This window comes from Poseidonibacter lekithochrous (genome assembly GCF_018861145.1).
Lineage (GTDB): Bacteria > Campylobacterota > Campylobacteria > Campylobacterales > Arcobacteraceae > Poseidonibacter > Poseidonibacter lekithochrous_A.
The window spans coordinates 76,330-99,961 of sequence record NZ_JAHKQT010000007.1 but is presented as its reverse complement, the minus strand read 5'-3'; the positions used below and the strand labels follow the sequence as shown (position 1 = coordinate 99,961).

At 26.5% G+C, this 23,632-nt stretch carries 25 protein-coding genes; 14 read left to right on the top strand and 11 right to left on the bottom strand.

Annotated features, from left to right (window positions below; all coding sequences use genetic code 11):
* From KO488_RS03705 to KO488_RS03685, 5 genes are all read left to right on the top strand, one after another.
* The coding region (locus KO488_RS03705; RefSeq protein WP_216057446.1) for a hypothetical protein at window positions 1–909 on the top strand (909 nt) is incomplete at its 5' end.
* A 79-nt stretch (window positions 910–988) separates the two neighbouring features.
* Window positions 989–2,944 carry a ribosomal protection-like ABC-F family protein gene (gene abc-f, locus KO488_RS03700; RefSeq protein ID WP_216057445.1) on the top strand — a complete coding sequence of 652 codons (1,956 nt, stop codon included), beginning with the start codon at window positions 989–991 and terminating at the stop codon, window positions 2,942–2,944.
* Window positions 2,945–2,988: 44 nt separating this feature from the next.
* Window positions 2,989–3,432, top strand: a complete 444-nt coding sequence (locus KO488_RS03695; RefSeq protein ID WP_216057444.1) for a GatB/YqeY domain-containing protein — start codon at window positions 2,989–2,991, stop codon at window positions 3,430–3,432.
* Window positions 3,433–3,454: 22 nt separating this feature from the next.
* Window positions 3,455–4,582, top strand: coding sequence for a GGDEF domain-containing protein (locus KO488_RS03690; protein ID WP_216057443.1), 1,128 nt, complete (start codon window positions 3,455–3,457; stop codon window positions 4,580–4,582).
* A 313-nt stretch (window positions 4,583–4,895) separates the two neighbouring features.
* On the top strand, window positions 4,896–5,561 hold the full coding sequence (locus KO488_RS03685; protein ID WP_216057442.1) for a 2OG-Fe(II) oxygenase: 666 nt from the start codon (window positions 4,896–4,898) through the stop codon (window positions 5,559–5,561).
* Between the two features lie 38 nt (window positions 5,562–5,599).
* On the opposite strand, the gene KO488_RS03680 is transcribed toward KO488_RS03685, so the two are convergent.
* From KO488_RS03680 to KO488_RS03670, 3 genes are read right to left on the bottom strand one after another with little or no spacing between them, the layout of a single operon-like run.
* Entirely contained in the window at window positions 5,600–6,112 is a 513-nt protein-coding gene (locus KO488_RS03680; protein WP_216057441.1) for a lipocalin family protein, read from the bottom strand.
* Window positions 6,113–6,115: 3 nt separating this feature from the next.
* Window positions 6,116–6,571 carry an SRPBCC family protein gene (locus KO488_RS03675; RefSeq protein ID WP_216057440.1) on the bottom strand — a complete coding sequence of 152 codons (456 nt, stop codon included), beginning with the start codon at window positions 6,569–6,571 and terminating at the stop codon, window positions 6,116–6,118.
* Between the two features lie 9 nt (window positions 6,572–6,580).
* On the bottom strand, window positions 6,581–7,435 hold the full coding sequence (locus KO488_RS03670) for a TIGR01777 family oxidoreductase (protein WP_216057439.1): 855 nt from the start codon (window positions 7,433–7,435) through the stop codon (window positions 6,581–6,583).
* A gap of 164 nt (window positions 7,436–7,599) precedes the next feature.
* Between KO488_RS03670 and KO488_RS03665 the strand changes: the two genes are divergently transcribed.
* The 8 genes from KO488_RS03665 to KO488_RS03630 all read left to right on the top strand — a co-directional run bounded on the left by KO488_RS03665 (window position 7,600) and on the right by KO488_RS03630 (window position 14,440).
* On the top strand, window positions 7,600–8,367 hold the full coding sequence (locus KO488_RS03665; RefSeq protein WP_216057438.1) for an SDR family NAD(P)-dependent oxidoreductase: 768 nt from the start codon (window positions 7,600–7,602) through the stop codon (window positions 8,365–8,367).
* On the top strand, window positions 8,367–8,804 hold the full coding sequence (locus KO488_RS03660; RefSeq protein WP_216057437.1) for a nuclear transport factor 2 family protein: 438 nt from the start codon (window positions 8,367–8,369) through the stop codon (window positions 8,802–8,804). The genes KO488_RS03665 and KO488_RS03660 overlap by 1 nt, the downstream gene beginning before the upstream one ends.
* Before the next feature lie 2 nt (window positions 8,805–8,806).
* The gene (locus KO488_RS03655; protein WP_216057436.1) at window positions 8,807–10,078 is read left to right on the top strand and encodes an MFS transporter; all 1,272 of its coding nucleotides are present in this window, start codon (window positions 8,807–8,809) and stop codon (window positions 10,076–10,078) included.
* Between the two features lie 73 nt (window positions 10,079–10,151).
* Window positions 10,152–10,691: a lipocalin family protein gene (locus KO488_RS03650; protein ID WP_216057435.1), complete on the top strand. Its 540-nt coding sequence runs from the start codon at window positions 10,152–10,154 to the stop codon at window positions 10,689–10,691.
* Window positions 10,688–11,941, top strand: coding sequence for an NAD(P)/FAD-dependent oxidoreductase (locus tag KO488_RS03645; RefSeq protein ID WP_216057434.1), 1,254 nt, complete (start codon window positions 10,688–10,690; stop codon window positions 11,939–11,941). Before KO488_RS03650 ends, KO488_RS03645 begins: the two co-directional genes overlap by 4 nt.
* Complete coding sequence (locus KO488_RS03640) at window positions 11,938–12,678, top strand: DUF1365 domain-containing protein (RefSeq protein ID WP_216057433.1); 741 nt, start codon at window positions 11,938–11,940, stop codon at window positions 12,676–12,678. Before KO488_RS03645 ends, KO488_RS03640 begins: the two co-directional genes overlap by 4 nt.
* 2 nt (window positions 12,679–12,680) lie before the next feature.
* Window positions 12,681–13,907 carry an SAM-dependent methyltransferase gene (locus KO488_RS03635; RefSeq protein WP_216057432.1) on the top strand — a complete coding sequence of 409 codons (1,227 nt, stop codon included), beginning with the start codon at window positions 12,681–12,683 and terminating at the stop codon, window positions 13,905–13,907.
* Window positions 13,904–14,440, top strand: coding sequence for a DUF3833 domain-containing protein (locus KO488_RS03630; RefSeq protein WP_303571993.1), 537 nt, complete (start codon window positions 13,904–13,906; stop codon window positions 14,438–14,440). The genes KO488_RS03635 and KO488_RS03630 overlap by 4 nt, the downstream gene beginning before the upstream one ends.
* A 22-nt stretch (window positions 14,441–14,462) precedes the next feature.
* Here KO488_RS03630 and KO488_RS03625 read toward each other — a convergent pair whose 3' ends face one another.
* The 6 genes from KO488_RS03625 to KO488_RS03600 all read right to left on the bottom strand — a co-directional run bounded on the left by KO488_RS03625 (window position 14,463) and on the right by KO488_RS03600 (window position 20,714).
* On the bottom strand, window positions 14,463–15,176 hold the full coding sequence (locus KO488_RS03625) for a LytR/AlgR family response regulator transcription factor (protein ID WP_216057431.1): 714 nt from the start codon (window positions 15,174–15,176) through the stop codon (window positions 14,463–14,465).
* Window positions 15,173–16,168 (bottom strand): sensor histidine kinase, encoded by a 996-nt coding sequence (locus KO488_RS03620; RefSeq protein ID WP_216057430.1) that lies wholly within the window; start codon window positions 16,166–16,168, stop codon window positions 15,173–15,175. The genes KO488_RS03625 and KO488_RS03620 overlap by 4 nt, the downstream gene beginning before the upstream one ends.
* Window positions 16,161–17,576, bottom strand: coding sequence for a phytoene desaturase family protein (locus tag KO488_RS03615; protein WP_216057429.1), 1,416 nt, complete (start codon window positions 17,574–17,576; stop codon window positions 16,161–16,163). The genes KO488_RS03620 and KO488_RS03615 overlap by 8 nt, the downstream gene beginning before the upstream one ends.
* Complete coding sequence (locus tag KO488_RS03610) at window positions 17,563–18,909, bottom strand: cryptochrome/photolyase family protein (protein ID WP_216057428.1); 1,347 nt, start codon at window positions 18,907–18,909, stop codon at window positions 17,563–17,565. The genes KO488_RS03615 and KO488_RS03610 overlap by 14 nt, the downstream gene beginning before the upstream one ends.
* On the bottom strand, window positions 18,906–19,859 hold the full coding sequence (locus KO488_RS03605; protein WP_216057427.1) for a YbgA family protein: 954 nt from the start codon (window positions 19,857–19,859) through the stop codon (window positions 18,906–18,908). Before KO488_RS03605 ends, KO488_RS03610 begins: the two co-directional genes overlap by 4 nt.
* Window positions 19,860–19,940: 81 nt before the next feature.
* Window positions 19,941–20,714: a TIGR02757 family protein gene (locus tag KO488_RS03600; protein ID WP_216057426.1), complete on the bottom strand. Its 774-nt coding sequence runs from the start codon at window positions 20,712–20,714 to the stop codon at window positions 19,941–19,943.
* 57 nt (window positions 20,715–20,771) lie between these two features.
* Between KO488_RS03600 and KO488_RS03595 the strand changes: the two genes are divergently transcribed.
* Window positions 20,772–21,593, top strand: a complete 822-nt coding sequence (locus tag KO488_RS03595; protein ID WP_216057425.1) for an SDR family NAD(P)-dependent oxidoreductase — start codon at window positions 20,772–20,774, stop codon at window positions 21,591–21,593.
* A gap of 22 nt (window positions 21,594–21,615) precedes the next feature.
* Here the strand turns inward: KO488_RS03595 and KO488_RS03590 are convergent, their stop codons facing one another.
* Entirely contained in the window at window positions 21,616–22,977 is a 1,362-nt protein-coding gene (locus KO488_RS03590; RefSeq protein ID WP_216057424.1) for a hypothetical protein, read from the bottom strand.
* Between the two features lie 73 nt (window positions 22,978–23,050).
* On the bottom strand, window positions 23,051–23,605 hold the full coding sequence (locus tag KO488_RS03585; protein ID WP_216057423.1) for a hypothetical protein: 555 nt from the start codon (window positions 23,603–23,605) through the stop codon (window positions 23,051–23,053).
* Window positions 23,606–23,632 lie beyond the last annotated feature (27 nt).

Below are 23,632 nucleotides of genomic sequence, written 5' to 3'. Positions count from 1 at the left end.
CAAGCTGCTGCTGCTGAAGCTCAAAGGCTTGCTGATTTAGAAGCTCAAAGATTAGCAGATGAACAAGCTGCTGCTGAACTTGCTGCAAGTTTAAAACTAATCACGCCAGAATCTTATTATCAAAACAATACTAGTAAAGCAACTTATATAGGAGATTTTAATACTGAGTCTTTTGATTCAAAAAGACAATATATTAAATTCTATGGAGAATCTGAGAAAAAAGAGATTCCTTATAGTACAACAATTTCAATGGATATTGATTTTGGTAAAACGGAAGAAGAAATAACAAATGGAAAAATTAAAGTAGCAGGATATCAAGACCTTGAATTTGATGGATATTTTAAAGATAATAAAACATTAAAACTTGAATCCGCAAATGATACTACAGGTCCAGGAGGTGAAGCATCTTTTTATGGTTCTCAAGCAAATATTGTAAAAGGTGATATTAAATTAGAAAATGATGATATTAAAGAACTTAAAGGTGATTTTGAAGCTGATAAAAATGAATATAATGACCTTGATGAATTAACAAAAGATACTTATTTTATTAATAATACATCCACTGCATCATATGAAGGGAGTGTTGATACTAATAATATATTTAAAAGTGCTAATATATCTATGGATATTGATTTTGGAAAAGATACAAACCAAATAACAAATGGTAAAGTTGATGCAGTTATCAAACCTATTTTAGGTTTACCTTTACTAACTATAGAAACACCTACTTTTACATTTAATGGAGATATAAATTCATCTAATCATGCAACTTTAACGGGGACAGAAACAACAACTGGAACAGGAGGTGCAGATTTCTATGGAAAAGAAGCAAATAAAATGAAAGGTGGAGTAGATTTTTCAAAAGGAATTTATGATATTCAGGGTAGTTTTGAAGCAGATAAGAAGTAATACTTCTTATCTGAAATAAGCTACTAATTGTTTTTTAGATAAACTCACAATAACTTAAAAACAGGAAACTTATAATTATATGGCACTAATAGACCTACAAAACATTTCAAAACAATATGACACAAAAATTATCTTAAAAGATGCAAACTTTACTTTAAATACAGGTCAAAGAATCGCAGTAATTGGTCAAAATGGTCAAGGAAAATCAACACTTTTAAAAATTATTACAGGAGAAATAGAACCTGATGATGGTATAAAAGCAATAGATAAATCTATCAAAATAGAAATGCTAGCACAACATCCAAAATTTGATGATAATTTAATTGTACGAGATGCTATTGAAAATCAACTAAAAGAATTAAAAGATGCAAGAGTTGAATATGAAGAAATCTCTATTAAAATTGTTGATGATTATGAAAATACAGAATTAATAAATAGACAAAGTGAACTTGCAACATTTTTAGAATTCCATGATGCTTGGGATTTAGACAATATGATTGAAAGAGTATTAAAAGAGTTTCATTTAAAAGAGTATGAATTTAAAGATGTTAACCTTCTTTCAGGAGGTGAGCAAAGAAGAGTATCTCTTGCTGGTCTTCTTTTAAAGAAACCTGATGTACTACTACTAGATGAACCTACCAATCATCTTGATGTTTATATGGTTGAGTTTTTAGAACAACTTTTAATTAAAAAGAATTTTACGCTTATCTTTATTTCACATGATAGATATTTTATTGACAATATTGCAACTTCTGTTATTGAAGTAGAAAATGGATCATTACGTAAATTCCAAGGCGGATACTCATCATATCTAGAACAAAAACAACAGCTTTTAGAAAATATGCAAAAAGATCATCATAATATGATCCGATTATTTAAAAGAGAAGCTCACTGGATGCAAAGAGGTGTAACTGCTAGACGAAAAAGAAATGTTCGAAGAAAAGCAGAATACTTAGACTTAAAACAGAAAGTAAAATCCAACCCAGCTGCAATTAGAAAAATGAGTGTTGAACTACAAAGAGAACAAAAATCATTTAATAGCGAAGAAACAAGAACTCAAAATAAAAAGAAAATGCTTTTTGAACTTGATGATATAAGTATCACTTTAGGTGATAAACTTTTAATCAAAGAATTTACTACAAGAATCTTACAAAAAGATACTATTGCAATTGTGGGACCAAATGGAACTGGTAAATCTACAATGCTTAAAATATTTATGGAAAAACTTAAAATTGACTCAGGACGATTTAAAAAAGGTGATTTTAAAGTAGGATATTTTGATCAACATAGAGAAATGTTGAACGACAATCAAACCATTATGCATACATTTTGCCCAAATGGTGGAGATTTAGTTGAGCTAAATGATGGTAGAACCATGCATGTTTATGGCTACTTAAAAAACTTTTTATTTCCAAAAGAATACTTGGAAAAGAAAATTGGTGTATTAAGTGGTGGTGAAAAAAATAGAGTAGCTTTAGCACTTCTATTTACTAGAAATATAGATTGTTTAGTTTTAGATGAACCTACAAATGATTTAGACTTACCTACTATTAATATTTTAGAAGAGTACTTAGAAAACTTTCAAGGTGCAATTATTCTTGTATCTCATGATAGATATTTTGTAGATAAAATTGCAAAAAAACTATTTGTTTTTAAAGGTATAAATGGACAAGTAGAAGAAAGTTTTCAACCTTATAGTGAATATTTAGAAATTGAAAAAGAGTTAAAAGATTTAAGCTCACTAGAAAAAAGTATGAAAAAAGAAGAGACACAAAAAAGCAAAGAAATAATAAAAAAGAAACAAGTAAAACTTTCTTTTAATGAACAAAGAGATTATGAAATGCTTCCAAATGAAATAGAAGATTTAGAAGCTACTATAGAAGAACTTAATAACTGTCTTATGGATTCAAAATGTTATGAAGAAAAAGGTATTGTTGCTGTATCAAAAGAGCTTGAAGAAGTAGAAGCAATTTATGAAACAAAAGTTGAAAGATTTTTAGAACTTGAAGAGTTAATTGAGACTTTTAATTCTTAAAAAGATATAATAACTAAATAAATAACAAAAGTACAAGGATTGAAATGAGTTTAAAACAACAACTAAAAGATGATGTTAAAATAGCTATGAGAGAAAAGAACATAGTTAAAAGAGATTCAATTAGATCAATAAATACAATGATTAAACAAATTGAAGTTGATGAAAGAATAGAACTAACTGATGAAGATATCATAAAGCTTATTCAAAAAGGTATTAAACAAAGAGAAGAAGCAATCTCACAATATACAGCTGCTTCAAGAGATGACTTAGTAGAAAAAGAAGCTGAACAAATTGAAGTATTTAGACTTTATTTACCAGTTCAAGCAACAGATGAAGAATTAGAAAAAGGAATGAAAGAAATCATTTCTCAAGTAAATGCAGAATCAATGAAAGATATGGGTAAAGTAATGGGAGCTGCTAGTAAAAAGTTTGCAGGAATTGCTGATGGAAAAAGAATAAATGAAATGGTTAAAAAACTTTTAGCTTAATAACGACATTTTAGGATTAATTATGAGTAAAGAATTTGAAGAAATATTCTCAAGACTTACAATACTTGAGAAAAATGAAATAACTAAAAGTAAGATTGAAACAGTTGTCGATATTATTCCATTACTTTTAGAAAGAGTGTCTAAAGATAATATAGATGAATTAGCAGCTATTCTAAAACAATCTGTTTTACCATCAATTTGTTCTAAAACTGATGATGAAATCGAACAAGTATTTGAAAGTATTGATGAAGATAAAAACTTATTATTTGATAAAGAAATTCAAAAGAAAATTCAAAGATTTATTGAACAAAGATTTGCAAGAGATAAACAAGTTGTAATACAAAGAACTTCAGATATCTCAAAATTTGTTTCATTAATGGGACAATATTTAAATGATGCAATTACAAGTAGTGGATCTGGCTCTAAAAATGTATTAAGCATAAAAGAAAAGATTCAGTCAATTGATTTGTCAAATGATAACTTACTTCAATTATCTGATTTACAAACAGAACTTATAAATGCTGCATCATCAATAGAATCAGAGATGAATACAGTTAGTAATAAGTTACAAACGGGAAAAACAAAAGTTCAAGAACTCGAAGAAAAAGTAAACTCATTAGAACAAGAACTTGCTAAAACAAAAGATGAAAGTATGAAAGATCATCTAACAGGATTACTTACAAGAAGAGCATACAATGAAGAAATTAAGAAAATAGAAAGCTCTTATAAAAGACACAATACACAATATGCAGTAGTATTTTTTGACTTAGACTTTTTCAAAAAAGTAAATGATACTTATGGACATGAATGTGGAGATGTTATTCTTTCTACATTTGCTAAAATATTAGAAAAGAATACAAGAGACCATGATATTGTTGGAAGATATGGAGGTGAAGAGTTTGTAGCAATTGTACACTTCAATTTAAATAGAGAACTTTTACAATATTTAAAAAGAATCAAAACAATAGTTACTGCTAATAACTTTAAATATAAAGAACATGAAATAAAAGTTACATTCTCAGCAGGTGTTGCAATAAGAGCTAATCATGAATCATATAATAGTGCTTTACAAAAAGCAGATATGCTTTTATTTGAAGCAAAAGAAAATGGTAGAAATCAAATCAAACTTGAAGATGGAAAAACTATTTAGTTTTTTCAGTCTCAAGATTTTCTATTCTTGCTACATTTACTAAAAATTCAGATACAATCTTTTCAATATTTATACTACTTGATCTGTAATATAATATCGCTTTATGAATCTTTCAAAAGCATAAAACCAACCTATAGATAGCCTAGATCTACACTAAATTATTACTTACTAATTAATTGTTAGGCTTCTTTCCATGAACATACAATATATATAATTTTAATAAAATATACTAGAATTCATGCCCTATTTTACGGAGTAAATTAAAATGGTACAAATAAGTAATCAAATTTTTTGTGAGGAGTTTCTTACAAAATTGGATATAAAAACAGGAAAATTACCAAATCCTTATTATGATCTTCCTTTTATGCTTATAGAGAACTTTCTATCTTCAAAAATATGTGAAGAAATAACATCATCAATGAGATTAAATCAAGATATTTGTGAAGCAGAAATTAGAAAATATGAAGCTATACAAATTCAAACAGGTAAAAATACTTCCATTAGAAAAACAAATATTCATAAATTAAACTCTACACAAGAAAACATATATAATGAAAGTTTCGTAAAACATAAAGAAGATATTGAAAAATTTTTCAATCTATCTATTACAACATCAACTGAAATTCAAGCATTAGAATATACAAAAGGCTCATTTTATAAACAACATAGCGATGATTCAAGTGTTTTACTTAAAGATGATGAAGTTATTGGTTTTCTTCCTGTTGCTTTAGAGCGAAAAATTACATCTGTTTTATTTACAACTAATCACAGTAATATTGTTTCAAAGAATAACTTTAATGGTGGAGAACTTGTTTTCAACTATTTATATGACAAAAATGGAGAAACAATACAAATAAAACCAAAAGCTGGTGATATGATTGTATTCTTTAGTAACCCCTACTTTACACATGAAGTGTTAGAAGTAAAAAAAGGATATAGAGTATCTTTAGTTCAATGGCATGATGCCATAATTAATTAAAGATACTTTTACACTACTATCAATTTGAAATAATATATTTATTCTTGAATCGTCCAAATAAATTTATTCTTGTCAAATTGATGTTTAGGAAGCTTATTTAAAATATTATTTTTAACTTCTTTACTTATTGTTTTTGTTCTACTTAAAATCCATAAATATTCTCTATTCGGACTTCCAACTAGTGCATAAGTATAGGCATCATCTAAATCAATAATCCAATAATCTCCATAAAAGGGTTTAAAGAAACTTACTTTTAATTTTGTATTAGTTCCATCAAGAGCATAAGCTTCACCTATTGCTTCCTTTTTTTCACCATCATCAATGTCTGTACATCGGTTAATTACTTTTATTTTTCCATTATCTTTTAACTCATAAGTTGCTGTTACATTTTTGCAACCTTTTTCAAAAAAATGTTCAAATCTTGCAATTTCATACCAAGTACCTTTATATTTTTCTATATCAACTTTTTCAACTGTTTGCAAATATGGGTCCTTTGCCCCACAACCTACAAATAAAAATGCCATAAAAACACCTATTATTACTTTTAACATATTTTATCTCCTTGCTTTGAAATTTAATATTTCTTTAGTAACCTTATGTCTATAATCAAACATTTTTTTAAGTTCATTTTGAATGAAAAAGTCAAATAAATTTCCAATCATCCCAAAAGGAAGTTCATACTCAACTATATCTTTTAACTCACATATATTTCCTTTTTGTGTAAATATATGTGAGTGTTTCCAATATTTAAAAGGTGATTTAAGTGCAATATCTACTAATAAGTTTGGTTCTTGCATCTTATCTATCTTTACTTCCCAAGTAGTTGGAATAAAGTTTTTTACAGTTTTAATTTTTAAAACACCACCTTCATGTGGTACGAAGTCTTTATTTATTAAAGTAACTTTTGTATCAGGTGGTGTTATATTTACTAAATTTCTCATATCTGTGTGAAACTGAAATAGCTCTTCTATTTTACAGTTAATTGTAGATATTTTTTCAAATTTTTTCATTCTTTTCCTTTATCCTACTAAGTTGTCAATAGTAGAATCTATATTTACAAACTCAAATTTAAAACCACTCTCAAGTAGTTTTTTAGGTTTTACACATTGTCCATCTGTTAATACTTTTGCACCTTCACTAAATATTAAATTTAATATAAACTCAGGAACTGGTAATATTGTAGGTCTATTTAGTTTTTCTCCTAAAGCTTTTGTTAGTATTAAATTTGTAGTAGGTTCTGGAGCTGTTAGATTAAATATACCCTCAAGGTTTTTATTTTCATATACAAAATCATAAGCACTTATTAAATCACTTATATGAATAAATGAAAAGTCTTGTAGTCCACTTCCAATAGTTCCACCAAGTCCAAACTTGAAAGGTGTTAGCATTTTTTCTAAAGCACCACCATCTCCTAAGATAATTCCAAATCTAAAAATAGCAGTTCTTATTCCAAACTCTTTTGCTTTTAAAGCTTCTGCTTCCCAATCTTTACAAAGGTTTGCTAGAAAATCATCTTCATATTCAAATCTTTCTTCATCATAACAAGTTGTATTTTTATATATTCCAACTGCTGAAGTAGAGATAAAAAGCTCTGGTTTATTATCTACTTTATTCATAGCACTAATTAATGCTTTTGTAGTATCTAATCTACTATTATATAAAGTTTTTTTATAACTTTCAGTCCATCTATTTATAATATTAGCACCAGCTAAATTTACAACAACATCTGAAGCTTCAATAATGTCTAATAGTTTTTTTTCATTTTTTAATTCTTCTCTTTTAATTCCAATTACATTAAAACCTTTTTTCTCAAAAAAGCTTCTCAAATTTGTTCCAACAAATCCACTTGAACCTGTTATTGCTAGAGTTTTCATAATATACCCCTTTTTTCTTACTTATACTATTATATACATTCTAGGATGTATTTGTATTATAAATATGTCATTTAAAAAGTTTTATCTTGCAAAATATATAAACTGACACATTAACTCTACTAAAAATACATCAATACTCTATAATAAAAATAAAAGGCTTCAAAATGCAAGCTACAAAAAGAATTTGGATTGTTGGTGGAAGTTCTGGAATTGGCTTAGAACTAGTTAAATTATGTCTAAATAGTAGTTATCTTGTAATTGTAAGTTCAAGAAATGCTTCAAAAACTAATGATTTAATAAAATTAAAAGAGCAGTTTTCTAAAGAGTTACACTTATTAGATATGGACGTAAGTTCAAAAGAAGATATAACAGTTAAAACAAAAGATGCATATTCTATTTATGATGGTTTAGATATTTGGTTTTATAATGCTGCAACTTATGAAGTAATGAGTATTGAGGCATGGGATATTGAAAAATTTGAGCAAATGAATGAAGTAAATTATTTAGGTGTAATTAGAGTAATGTCAAATCTTCTTCCAATTTTTCATAATGATAAAACTAGAAAAAATGTAAAGTGGATATGGAACTGTAGTCTATCTTCTTATTTTGGACTTCCTCAAGGTGGAGGTTATTCTGCTCCAAAAGCTGCTTTAGTAAATCTTGCAGAATCAATTCAACCTGAATTAGAAGTTTCAAATATAAACTTGCAAATAATAAACCATGGTTTCGTAAAGACAAGATTAACTGAAAAAAATGAATTTCAAATGCCACAACTTATGGAAGCTAAAGAAACAGCAGAAAAAATACTTGAAGGTATGGAAAAGTCATCATCTTTTGAAATTAGATTTCCATTTGGATTAAGAATATTTTTAAGATTATTAAAAATGCTTCCTTATAAAATCTCTTTAGCACTTACAAAAAAGATGCTGTAATGAGTGAAATAAACAATTCAAAAGCAAGAGTTTATGCAAGATTTTTTGAAAATATTAATAAAAACACTCCAATAAAAGATTATGAAAAAATATTTGAAAAAGATGTACGATTTAAAGACCCCTTTCACGATATTAAAGGGCTTGAAAAACTATATAAGATATTTGAAGATATGTATATAAAACTTGATAATCCAAGTTTTAAAGTTACAGAAATAATTGAGCAAAATAATATTACTTATTTAAAATGGGATTTTCAATTTTCATTTAAAAATGATAAAAAAGTTGAATGTTTTGAAGGCGTTAGTAGAGTTGAATTCAATAAAGAGAATAAAGTAATATCTCATATTGATTATTGGGATTCATCAAGTAACTTATATGAGAAAATTCCTATTCTTTCTTTTTTCATGAGATTTATAAAAAGCAAAATAAATAGTTAGTCATGGAAAATACAAAAATTTCAAAACAATTAGTACTTTATTATAGCCTTCTTGCAATTGCTTTAGCAATTGTAGGTTTACCACTATACATATATTTGCCAACTTTTTATGCAACAACTGTTGGAATTGAAATAGCTACTGTTGGTTTGATAATTTTTATTGCAAGATTAACTGATGTATTTACAGACCCATATTTTGGATACTTAAGCGATAAAAGTATTGAGTATTTTAATAGTAGAAAACCTATTATGATTTTAGGTTCTTTTATTTTGATTTGTAGTTTTTATGCACTTATAAATCCAAACTTACAATTTCCTAAACTGTGGCTTTTAGCTTTTTCTACTTTAGTTTATATAGGATGGAGTATGATTAATATTCCTTACTTAACATGGAGTAGCGAAATAAGTTGTAAATATGAAGATAAAACTCTTTTAAATAGTTCACGAGAACTTTTTACTATTATTGGTGTTTTAATTGCTTTACTTGTTCCTTATATTTATGAGGTTTCACAAAATTTTGAGCAAACCTTACAAATACTATATATGTCATTTTTAATTCTTTTTATTCCTTTATTTTTTATAACTTTAAAGAAAATCAAAATCAAAACAAATATAGTAGTAGAAAAGTATACTTTTAAAAATCTAAAAAATATCTATAAAAATATAAGTGATTTAAAATATCTTCAAATTGGATACTTTTTTAATAATCTTGCAAATGCACTTCCAGCAACTCTATTCTTACTTTTTATTGAACTAGTTATTCAAGAAAAAAGTTCTGGTGGAATGATTTTAATTTTATACTTTTTCTCAGGAATTATTGCTCTTCCTTTTTGGAACTTTCTATCAAGTAAAATTGGAAAGAAAAAAACTTGGATTAGCTCAATTGTTCTAGCTTCAAGCGCTTTTGTTTTTGTGCCTTTATTACAAGCTGGAGATTTAAACGCTTTTATAATTATAAGTTTAGTATCAGGATTATCACTAGGAGCTGATATGGCACTTCCTACTTCTATTCAAAGTGATTTAGTACAAAGAAGTAAAGATTATGAGAGTAATATTTCTGGCTTATTATTTGGTATATGGACTATGATTACGAAGTTATCTCTTGCTTTTGCAGTGGCTTTAAGTTTTATAATTCTAGGGTTCTATAATTTTGAAGCATCTAATCCTACTTCTACTTCATTACTTGTATTAGCTTTTCTTTATGGAATTTTTCCTGTAATTTTAAAACTAATCGCAATATTTTTTATCAATAAATATACTGATAAAAAAGCATAATCTTACCAACAAACATTTTATTCCTACAAAAACTCTTCATTTCATCATAAAATAACAGTACAAGGAGTTTGACATGAAGATACTTTTTATAACTATTATTTCTTTTTCTTTTCTTTTATCTCAAACTTCTTTAAAGTTTAACAAAGCACCTAAAGCAGTTGATTATGTATCAATTGAAAAGTTTAGTGGCTTATGGTATGAAATAGCTCGTACATACAATAGTTTTGAAAAAGATTGTGTAGCAGCAACTGTTGAATACAAGCTAAGAGATGATTTAAATTATGACATTAAAAATAGATGCTTTAATACTGTAATTGGTGGAGATTTAATCGAATTTAATGGAGTAGCAAAACCTTTAAACCAAAATACGATGGCACAAATACAAATGACTTACTTTTGGATATTTACTAGAAATTATAGAGTCGTATATTTAGATAAAAATTATTCCAGTGCCGTAGTAGTTGATAAAAATATGAATAATGTATGGATTATGAATAGAACACCTTTTACGAAAAAAAAGAAACTAGAAAATTTAGTTTCTTTTTTGTCAAAACATATGGATACTAAAAGATTGATATACACGCCACAAGATTCCCAAGGACGATACAAATGAGTAAAGAAAAAAGATATAAAATAGCAGTCTTAGGAGCTGGAATAAGTGGACTTGGTTCTGCTTATTTATTAAGTAAAAAACATGACGTTGATTTGTATGAAAAAGATAATAGATTAGGTGGTCATGCACGAACTACACAAGTGCAAGAAGATGGTAAAACATTTGGTGTTGATACTGGATTTTTAGTATTTAATCACCCTACTTATCCACTTCTTACAAAACTATTTAAACAGCTTGATGTAAAAATAGAAAATAGTGATATGAGTTTTGCTTTTTGGGATCAAAAGAGTAACTTAGCATATAATGGTGAATCTTTAAAAGGTATGTATTTTCAAAAGAAAAATATCTTTTCTTATTCACACAATAAAATGATTTTTGATGTATTAAAATTTAATAAAAAAGCAAATGAAGATTTAGAAAATAATAGTAGCGATTTAGATTTATCTTTAGGTGAATATTTAAAAAATTACTCATCTTATTTTAAAGAAAGATATATTGTTCCAATGGGTTCATCAATTTGGTCAACACCTAGTGATAAGATGAGTGATTTTCCTGCACGTGCATTTTTACAGTTTTTTAAAAATCATGGATTATTAGGAGTTGATACTCATCATCAATGGCTTACTGTTAGTGGTGGTTCTATTAATTATGTTGAAAAAATATCAAAGAAAATATCTGGAAAAATCTTTTTAAACTCTGATGTAATAAGTGTTGAAAGAGAAGATGATAAAGTTATCTTAATACATGCAGATAACTCACAATCAGTTTACGACAAAGTAATTTTTGCCATGCATGCACCTGATGCTTTGAATTTATTAGATGAACCAAGTGTTGATGAGCTTTTAATCCTTTCTTGTTTTGAATATAAAGAAAATAAAGCAGTTTTACATACAGATAAAAAAGCACTGTATCCTGATAAAAAAGTATATGCAGCTTGGAATTATAAAACAAATGGAAAAGATAAAAATGTGACATTGTCATATTGGATTAATCGCTTACAAAATTTAAAGAGTAAAAAAGAGTATTTTGTTTCGTTAAATGAAACAGAACAACTAGATGAAATAATAGAAAATATAAGCTATGAACATCCACAGTTTGATGCAAAAGCAATTAATGCACAAAGTAAAAGAAATCTTATCAATGGCAAAAATAATACTTATTTTGCAGGAGCTTATTGGAGATATGGTTTCCATGAAGATGGATTATACAGTGCAAATACAATTGCACAAGAATTTGGATGTGCATTATGAGTCACAAATTTTTTGAAGGAAGTCTTTATCATAAAAGGTATAGTCCAAAAGTACATGATTTTAAATATAAATTTTTTATGATTGATATAAATATATCAAAACTTGAAAAATTAGATAACAAGTACTTTTCTCAAAATAGTTTTAATCTATTCTCTTTTAATACAAAAGACCATTTTGGGAAGAGTATTGATTTTAAAGAAAATATAAAAAACTTACTAAAAGAATATGACTTAGAAGCAACTGAAAAAATGAGATTTATTACCTTGCCTAGAATTGTTGGTTATGTATTTAATCCTATTAGTATTTTGGTACTTTTTGAAAATGATAAACCAACAAATATGATTGCAGAAGTACATAACTATAATGGTGGAAGAGTTATCTATCCTGTTAAGTTAGAAACAAGTGATAACAAACACTATAAAGGTGAAAGTTTAAAAGATATGCACGTTTCTCCATTTTTTAAAAGAGATGGAAGATATGAGTTTGATTTAACATATACAAGCAATCATTTCTCAATAGGAATAAAACTTTTTGAAGATGATAAAAAGATGTTATCTTCAACATTTGTAGGTAAAAGTCTTGTTTTTAATGAAGTAAATATTATATCACTATTTTTTAGACATACCCTACTTACATTTTGGGTAGTTACAAGAACAATTTGGCAGAGTTTAAAACTTAAATTAAAAGGTCTAAAATGGAATGGACCAGAAGCTATTGATCAAACTAGGAGGGCTTAAAAATGAAATCTTTTTGGAATAAACTAGGAGATAAGTATTTTTCAAAAATCACAAAAGGAACATTAGAAGTTTCATTTTGTGATGGAAAAGTTAAAACTTATGGAAATAATCAAGAACCAAAAGCAAAAATGGTTTTAAATAATGCAGATTTATTTAGAAGATTAACACTTTTTGGAGATATTGGTTTTGCGGAGAGTTATATGGACAAAGATTTTGAATGTGATGATTTAACAGCATTAATTAAAATTGGAATTATAAACTCTGATGCTTTACAAACAAAAAGTGAAGATGAAAAGAAGTTTAGTCTTTACAACTTATTTCCAGTAGTAAATAGATTAAAACATATTATGAGAAAAAACTCAAAAACACGTTCTGCTAAGAATATACAAGAACACTATGATTTATCAAATGAATTTTTTGAACTATTTTTAGATGACACTATGATGTACTCTTCAGCTGTATTTGAAAAAGCGGATGAACCTTTATTTGATGCACAAAAAAGAAAAATAGATTTACTTGCAAAAAAGCTAAATCTTAAAAAAGGCTCAAAAGTACTAGAAATTGGTTCAGGTTGGGGAGCTATGGCTATGCACTTAGTTAAAGAGTATGGTTGTGAAGTTACAACTTTAACACTATCAAAAGAGCAAAAAAAGCTTTGTGAAGGAAGATTTAAAGAGCATAATATTGAAGAGTCAGTTGATGTAATGTTAAAAGATTACAGAGATATGCAAGGACAATTTGATGCCGTTATTGCAGTTGAGATGTTTGAAGCAGTAGGTCGAGAGTATTTTGATGTATTCTTTAAAAAATGTGAATCATTATTAAATCCAAGTGGAATTCTAGTAATGCAAATAATTACAATGCCTGATCAAAGATATAGTTCATATTGTAAGGGGACTGATTTTATTCAAAAGTATATCTTTCCAGGAGGCCATCTTCCAAGTGTTGGTAAAATACTAGATGTAACTACAAAAAACACTAAACTAAACCTTTTACATATGGAAGAGTTTACAGAGCATTATGCAAAAACATTAAATATTTGGCATGAAAACTTTAATCAAAAACTAGAAAAAGTAAAAGAACTAGGCTTTGATGAGTACTTTATTAGAATGTGGAAAATGTATCTTTGTTATTGTGAAGCAGCATTCTTAACTAGAAATATAAACCTAGTTCAAATTGCCTTTACAAGGTATCAAAATATGGATTTAAATGAAGGACTTGTAGCGTGAAACTACAACTGTTCTTCTTAAGTGCAATATTTTTAATTTTTACAGGATGTTCAAAAATGCAAATAGAAGACTTTACAAACAAAGGACCTGAGTTTATTCCACAAAAATATTTCAATGGAAAATTAACAGCTTATGGAATGGTAAAAGATAGAAGTGGGAAAATCATTAAAACATTCAAAGGTGACTTAATAGGTTCTTGGGATAAAAATGGTGTAGGAACACTTGATGAAAAATTCATTTATGACAACGGAGAAAAACAAACTAGAGTTTGGACATTAACTCCAACAGCTGATAAAACTTTTATAGGAACAGCAGGTGATATTGTAGGTCAGGCACAAATGATTGCAAATGGAAATACAGTAATGATTGATTATACTATGAGAGTTCCATATAATGACTCTACAATAGATATAAACGTAAAAGATTGGCTACATCTTCAAGAAGATGGAGTTATTTTAAATCACTCTAAAATGAAGAAGTTTGGTTTTACAGTGGGTGAACTTGTAATTACTATAATTAAAGATGATAAGTAAAAAATCATATAAATCTTAAAGCCTAGAGAATTCTCTTTTCAAGATATTCTCTAAACTCTTTAGCTCCATCTTTTGAGCTTGTTACAATATCATCTATTCCTTCAAATGATATTTCTAATTTTGATTGTTCCATACTTTGCATAGACTTTATTTTATCTACATTTACAATACAAGATCTATGAATTCTAAAAAAGTTTTTTCCCTTTAGTAGTTTTTCCATATCCCCTATTTTCTTTCTAACATAAGCATCTGTATTTTTTATCTTGATGATAACTTCATCTAAATCAGCTTTGATATAAAAAATATCTTCTATATCAATCAAATAAAGCTTACTTCCTCTTTTTGCCATAATTCTTTTTGAACTATCAATATTTTCTTTTATCATAAACTTTTCAATCTTTTCTAAAGATTTTTTTATGCTTTCATTTGAAATAGGTTTTAGTAAATAATCTACTCCACCACTTTGGAAAGCTTCTAAGGCATGTTCTGAATATGCTGTTTGAAATACTATGAAGGTGTTAGGATTGATATCTAAAATCGTATTAGCAAGCTCTAAACCACTCATATTTGGCATTGATATATCTAAAAATGCAATATCAAATTTCTCTTTTGATACAAGCTTTATAGCATCTATTGGGTTATTACATTCAGTAATATCCTCTACTCCCTCTTCTTCTAAAAGTCTTTTTAATCTACTAAGAGCTAGTTTTTCATCATCTACTATAAGTGTTTTCAATTTTTGCCTTTTAATTCTATTATAAAGAACATTTTATCATTCTCTTTCTTATATCTTAAGTTTCCAATACCCAATAATTCTAATCTTTTTTCTAAGTTACTAAGACCTGTTCCAAAACTAACATTTTCACTTAAAATTCCGTCATTTGATACAAAGATTTTATTATCTTTTGTTGTAATATCTATATTTAATTCTTTTGAATTAAAACCATGCTTAATAGCATTTTCAACAAGTAGTTGAATTGAAAACTTTGGTATTTCTATTTTTAAAAACTCTTTTTTTATATTTGTTTGTAATTTTATATTATCATCAAATCTAATATTTTCTATTTTTAAGTAAGTTTCTACCATCTTTATTTCACTATCAAGTTCAATTAAAGAATCTCTTGTAATTGCATTTCTCAAAAACTTTGATAATTCAAGAGTTGCTTTTTCTGCCTTCTTTTGATCTACGTAAATTAACTCTGATATAGAATTTAAAGCGTTAAATAAAAAATGAGGGTTTAGTTCACTTTCTAAAGCTTTTATTTTAGAGTCAAGCACTTCACTTTTTATTGATTCATTTTTATATTTCATTGAAATAAATTGATGCAAAATTAAACCAATTAAAAAAGTAAAAAAACCAATCACAATACTAATATAAAGCCAAATGGGTTTTAAAAAACTTATAATTGGAAAATCAGTAAAAGAAAAAAGAGCATAACAAACAACAAAACCTAAAAATCCTGAAAGAAAAGAGAAGATAAAACTAATTAAGTACCAAAATTTTTCATTAATTTTAGGAAGAATTAAATCATTTGAAATAGAAATAAAGACAAAAGCACTCAAAGAAATTGATACAGCACTTGTTGTACCAAAAAGTATAGTTGAAAACTCTTTTAAATTAGTATTTATTAGAAATAAAAAAAATGAGATAAAGAAACCAAAAAAAGCTCCAATGATAATAATATACACCCAGTCAAGTTTTGATATTTTTAGCTCTACTCTAGACATTTAATTCCTTATTTAAAACTTCTACCCCAATAGCAACACCAGGCCAGCCTTGACCTGCAAATATTGTATCACCAACATTAAATAATCCCTCAAAAGGAGTTCTACAACTTGGTGTTTGTAAAATGTTTTTAAATGTTATTGGTTTTCCACCACAATTATTTCTATTTATATATCTTTTAAAAGTATTAGCTGTGGCGCTATGTATATCTATTATATCTTCTTTTTTTACCTTTTCAAAGTTTTCTAGAAAATTATTTATTATAAAATCTTCTGTTATTTGTTTTTGTAATTTATACTCTTCTTTGGAAATATTTTTCCAAATATTTGCTTTTGTATGAGTTGAAATTGTCACACTATATCCATTTTTTGAAAGCTTCTTATCATCTTTAGAAGAAAATGATATAAAATATGATTGAGATATTGCATTTGGAAGATTTTTATCTAATATGATTTGATAGTGATGCATAAAATCTTCTTTTGAAGCTAGTGTTAAATTTATCACAAAAGCACTTTGATCTGAAAAAGAGAAACTATTATAATACTTCTTGATTTTTGCATCATCAAAAAGTGAAGCACTATCATAAATAGAAGAGTTTAAAATAACTTGCTTTGCTTTATATTCATCTTTATTTGAAATAATTCTATAAAACTCTTTTTCTTTTTTTATTTTTAAAATTTGCTCTTTTCTATGTACATTTATATCTTTTAGTAAACCTTCAAATAAACTTCCCATTCCATTATTTACATAAAATACATCATGGAAAGGATAAGATAATCCTAAAGCAAGAGATAGTAAAGGAATATCTTTTGAAGTGGTTTGAATAGTAATAAGTAATTGCGAGTCAATAAACGCTTTGTATTCATCAGAAATACCATATAAAGTTTCATTTATAAAACTTTCTGCACTTTTTAAAACATCAAGCTTAAAAACTTTTAGTATCTCTATTAGTGCATTTGCTGTTTTAAGGTAAGAAGATAGATTATATTTTGCATAGTGAAGTTTTTGTAAACTCCAAAACTTCTCATCTAAAGTCTTAATTGTATTCCAAAATATTCTATTATTTTTATGAGGATATATTTTATTCATATTATCAAGAAAAGCATCAAAATCTTTTACTCTATCAACACTTTTCTTATTTTGAATAACTCTAATAGCAATATCACTTTTTTTAATATCTGGAATAAATTTTGCTTTATCGAAGATATTTTTTATAGGATGATTATCTTCATATCCTACAAAAGTAGTTGCCCCTGAGTTGTAGTAATTGCCCTTTCTTTTAAAAGTACTAGCACATCCTCCAAGATTTACATCTTTTTCAAATAGTATTAAATTTTTATCATTATTGAGTGCAGAGATTAAACTTCCACCCATTCCTGAACCAATAACTGCTATATCAAAATTGTTCATTTTTTGCTTCTTTAAACATCTGGATTGCTCTTTGTCTTGATAGTTTTATATCAACAATTGCTTTTGGATATTCAACAAATAAATTTGATTGTAAGCCATTTTCAATATGAAATAATTTTGGCTCTATATTTTCAAACTCTTTAAATATACTTTTAATAAAAATTGCTTCTTTATCAAACTTTTGTGATTGTGTGTAAGGATTAAAAACTCTAAAATAAGGCGCGCTATCAGCACCCGTACTAGAACTCCACTGCCATGAACCTATGTTTGAACTAGCTTCATAGTCTAGTAGTTTTTTTGCAAAATACTCTTCGCCTTTTTTCCAATCTACAAATAAATTCTTAGTTAAAAATGAAGCTACAACCATTCGTAAACGATTATGCATAAGTCCAGTATTGTTTAAATGTATCATTGCAGCATCTATTATAGGAACACCTGTTTTTCCCTCACACCACTTAAGAAAATCATCTTCGTTTTGACTCCACTTTATCTCTAAATTATTAAAGTTTTGTTTTTCTGAATTTGGAAAATGAAACAGAATATAGTTATAAAACTCTCTCCAAAAAATCTCTCTTATAAAAAACTCACAATCAATTGAGTTAAAAGATTTAAAATAGTTAAAAACTTGTTTTGGCGAAATCAAACCAAATCTTAAGTGAACAGATATTTTAGAACTTGCATCTATATAAAAGAAATCTCTTTCTTCTTGATATTTGTTTACTTTTGCTTTAAACTCTTTTAAAAGTTCTATTGGATTTTTTGATAAAAAGTCTGGAAGTTCTTGTGTTTCAAATCCCATTTGTTCTAATGTAGGAATAAAAGAGTAATCAGTCTGTATTTTTTGCAAGTTTTTATTTGCAGAATATTCTTCAATATTATGTGATTGTGTAATCATATTTAGAGATTTATAAAAGGGAGTAAATACTTTATATGGAGTATTGTCTTTTTTTAAATGCGAATTAGGATTTAAAATAAATGAATCGATAAACCTTTTTATAGGAAGTATTGCTTCAATTTCTTCATCTCTATTTTTTGCATACGAATCAAAATCAACAGAACATAATACCTCATCAAAACCATCTTTTTTTAAGTTTTCAAAAACATTTTTTGGTTCATCATAAAATATTGCTAAATCAAGATTTAATGCTTGTAATTTTTTCTTTAGTCCTAAAATAGATTTATATATAAAAGTAACTCTTTTATCATCTTTTTCTAATTTACTTAAAATATTTTTATCAAAAATAAAAATAGGCAATACATCCTCACTCGCATTTGCTAAAAGTGCACTATCTTCTACTCTTAAATCTCTTCTAAACCAAAGAACTTGTCTCATCGGTATGCCTCAACTTTCGATCTTAAAGCTAACTCTTTTGGATATGGATTTAAAAATTTTTGAGCTTTTAAATACTCTATATCAAATCTTTTAATATAAAGATTCAAGATTTTAACTACTGCAATTAAGGGAATAAGTCCAGTTTTGAACTCTTCTAAGGTATCTAGTATTTCAGTTTTTTCATCTTTTGTTATATCTTTTTTAAAGTAACCGTATAAATGAAGTAAAACATTGTATGTATTTGAAATACTTCCTTTTAAACTAATCGCTCTTAAAAATGCATGTTTATAGTCTTCTAAAATAATTTCAATTTCTCTTTTATCATGATTTGCCACTATTCTCCCAAGCTCTTTATATGATTGATGTGATTTTGCGTATACCATATACTTATATGATGTGTGAAATTCAACAAGTTCCTTCATAGAAGGATTTGTTTTTAGAAACTCAAAGATATCTTTATAAGAAAAAATTTGCATTAAGAAGTTTTCTCTAAGCCAAGCATCTTCTAATCTACCCTCTTCTTCTAAAGGTAAAAGAGGATATTTATCTTTTATCTCTTGTGCAAATACACCTGTACCATTTTTTTCACTCATTTGGTTTTTTGCAGATGGATAAACTTTTACACGTTCCATTCCACAAGTAGGAGATTTTGATTTTAATATAAACCCACATAAATCATCATCTTGAATCTGGTTTGCAAGCTGTTTTGAAATATCTACTAATTTTTCAGTTACATCAACATCTCCTGTGGATGTTCTTACTTTAATCTCATCTTCAATTTTCACTAACCTAATAGCTTCCCGTGGTGTTGTAAAAACCATTTTTTCTGGACAGTATGGCACAAACTCAAAATAATCACTCAACATATCAGTAATAAACCTATCTCTTGAATGGCCTCCATCATAACGACAATTTGTTCCTAGTAAACACGAAGAAATTCCTAATTTCATATCAAATCCTTTTGTGAATTATATTACATTAGTATATTCTTTAATAGCTAAAAAATGTCGATTTATAAATATGTTTGTTTATTAGTGAAGATTTATTTTTTCCTGTCCAATTCTATACAACGCAAAATCATACTTAATAGGATCATTTTCATCAAACTCTTTTAACTTCTTCGTTATCAATAATGCAGACTTTAAATCATATGTTTTTCTTCTTAATAATCCTAGCTTTTGGGATACTTTAAAAGTATGAGTATCCAAAGGTAATATCAAATCTTTTTTATCAATTCCACTCCATAATCCTAAATCAAGTTCATCAGATCTTACCATCCAACGCAAGAACATATTCCATCTTTTATATGGTGCATTTCCTATTTCTTTTATATTTCCTTCTTTATCTCTTTTTAATGGACTTGAAACTAAAAAAGTGAAGCCTTGTGATTTATAGTTTGCAACTTCGTGTATCTTTGTGATTACAGAATCTAATCCTTCTAGAATGTTATTACCTTTTTTATATCCACTTGTAAATATTTCATTTAAAGAATTTTCTTGTTTCATTTTTTTAAATGTTTTAAACACTATTTTAATATCTTCACTATTTTGAAATCTATAATAAAAAGAGTCTAGTTCTTTATCTATTTTTTCATCACTTGCTTCTAAAAGTGAAAAATCAAAAGTATCTAAAAATTTCACTATCATAGAAGCTTTTCCATATGCAAAGAGTGCGCATAAAAGTATTATGTATTCATCTTTATATCTACTTGCAACTAAAAGTGGGTCTGGTTTATCATATGATAATTCGTGATGTTTATTTCGTGAAGAAACTTCTTCATTTAAAAGCTTTTTTATCTTATTCATTAAGTATCCAATATTTGATTTGCTATAATACCAACAATTAAAGAAAAAGAGTGTTAAATGAAAAATATATTAATTACAGGATGTTCTACAGGTATAGGATTAGAAACAGCATTAGTTCTTCAAAATAGTGGCTTTAAAGTATATGCAAGTGCTAGAGATGAAGAAGATGTAAAAAAACTTCAAAACCTTGGTCTTGAAACATTTAAAATAGATGTTACAAACAAAGAAGAGATTACAAATGCTTTTGCAAGTATTTTACAAAGTGACAAAAAACTAGATGCAGTATTTAACAACGCAGGGTTTGGACAGCCAGGTGCTGTTGAAGATATTACAACAGATGTTTTAAAAGAACAATTTGAAACAAACTTTTTTGGACTACACGAAGTTACAATTCAAGCTATGAAAATATTTAGAAAGCAAGGCTATGGAAAAATAATCCAACATAGTTCAGTTTTAGGGATTATCTCTTTAAAATTTAGAGGTGCATACAATGCAAGTAAATATGCAATAGAAGGTTTAAACGATACTTTAAGGCAAGAAGTGATGGGTTCAAATATATTTATTAGTACTATTAACACAGGACCGGTTACATCAGAATTTAGAGTAAATGGCTTAAAAAACTTTAATAAAAACGTAGATATAGAAAATAGCTATTTTTCCAATGTTTATAAAAAAGAATTAAAAAAGAGATTAGAATCAAAAGAAGACAACACTCCTTTTACTCTTCCTTCATCTTCTGTTGCAAATGTAGTATTTGAAATTATGAAAAGTTCTAAACCAAAACCAAGATATTATGTAACAAAAGCTACTTATATTTTAGGTTTTTGTAAAAGAATATTCTCAACTTCAATTATGGATAAAATATTAAATAAAATGTAAGAAAAGCGTAGCTTTTCTTTTTTTATTCTTTATGTTTTAAAATATATTTCTCATTTTTAAACTCATATATTTTATTTTCATAATAATCTTTCGAATCTTTTAATCCAAATTTTTCAACTAATAAATTAGGAAGTATTTTAGATGATTCAATAAAAGTAATTTTACTTTCCCAATTATTTTTTTCTATCTCATATGCTCCAGCATCATCAAAACTTGTCTCATCCGTAAAGACTTCTATAAAATCTCCATTTTTATAAACTTCAAGTTTAATATATTCATTTGAAAAACCTTGATTTGAATAAGTAAATTCAGTTTTAAATAAAATAAGGTTTTCTACAGTTCTTATTAGTTTAGGAGGTACTAAATCTCCCCATGAACCATAATCAGTTTCTATATTTAATATTTTATTTTTTATATTCCAGTTGTTGTTTTCTTTTTTAAAATGAAACCAATTCATTTTAGGAATACATGCATGACAATCAAAATCTTTTGGAGCAGATGAGTATAAATATAAAATTTCGTTATCATTTAATTCATATTTTTTTTCAAAACTATATACTATTTTATTGTTGTCTTTATTATAATTATCGAGTTCAGAGAGTATCAAAGGTTCAAGAATACCAGTATGTTCATCTACAGTGAGAAGAGAATAGAAATACTCTTTTTGTGCATTTAATGAAGAATATCTAGATTTATAGAATAACTTAATCCATTTTATATCATATTTGTTTACTTTTTTTAAAAAATTGTTTAATGTATTTTCATAGTCTATCCATTTGATATTAACTAAATCAAACTCTTTTTTTAATTCCTTAGAATCATAATCTTTATTATACTTTATCATGTAAATTGCATTATCAATATCTATATATAAGTCATCAAAATCATTTAAACTATACTCAAAATCACTTTTAATATCTTCATTATTTAAAATAAGTGTTAAATTATTCTCAAAATTTATTAATTCACTCCAAATTGATTTTACATAACAAATTGATGAGCTACAATCAAATGCAGGTCCATCAAGTTTTTCTTTCTTTTCAATATATTTAACAAACTTATTTTGGGAATCATTTAAAAAGTTTTCATCTATGTTATATTTTTTTGATATCTTTCTTAGAATGAAAGATATTCTCTTTTTTATAACTTCATTTTCAACAGAAACCCTAACCGTTTCACAAGCAGATGAAGTATGAGCTGTTTTACATAATATATTTAACTCTTCTTTACTAAACTTAATATTATATTTTTCAGAAGGATTATATTCTTCAATCTTTTTATCAATAACTTTATTTGCTTCATCAAAATTGTTTTCTATAATTTCACTTGCAAATATATTTGAAATAAATATAAAACTCATAACTAAAATAATTTTACTTATCATGTATTTACCTTTTAAATTGTTTTTTATTAAATGATATATTTTAAATCTGCACTAAGCTAAATATTTATTCCTTTTAATCTTTTATAAATGAATTATATTTTGTTTCTAAGTATATTGATAATAGATTAAATTGAGAACCTATAACCGAAGAAAAGTCATCTTTAAATTCTTCTAAATCTTTATAAACTTCTTTTTCTATAAGATTTTTGTCATAGCCACATAAGATTTGTTCTTCATTAACAATACTTTCATCAGGATTAGAGAAGATAGAATTTTCAAATTCTTTATATTCCTTTAAATCTTCACAATAACCTTTTATTTCCTCATATGTTAATGCAGCAACAGCACCAGTACCAACAAAAGGAATAACACCTACTGCAGCTTTTCCAATTTTATATTTTGCTTTTGCTAACTTTTTCTTTGATAGTACTGTTCTTCTATCTTTTAATTTCTGTTTTATAGTATTCTGTTTTTTAACTAAGTTTGTATTATTTTTCTTTAACTTTGTGTTTAACTTTTTTACTTGAAGTAATTCACTTTTTAGACCTTCTATTTTGTCATATATGAATTTTGATGTACTACCAATTATACTAGCAATAAATATTAAAATTAGAATTGTATTTTTCATGGATAACTCTTTATATGTATTCTTATT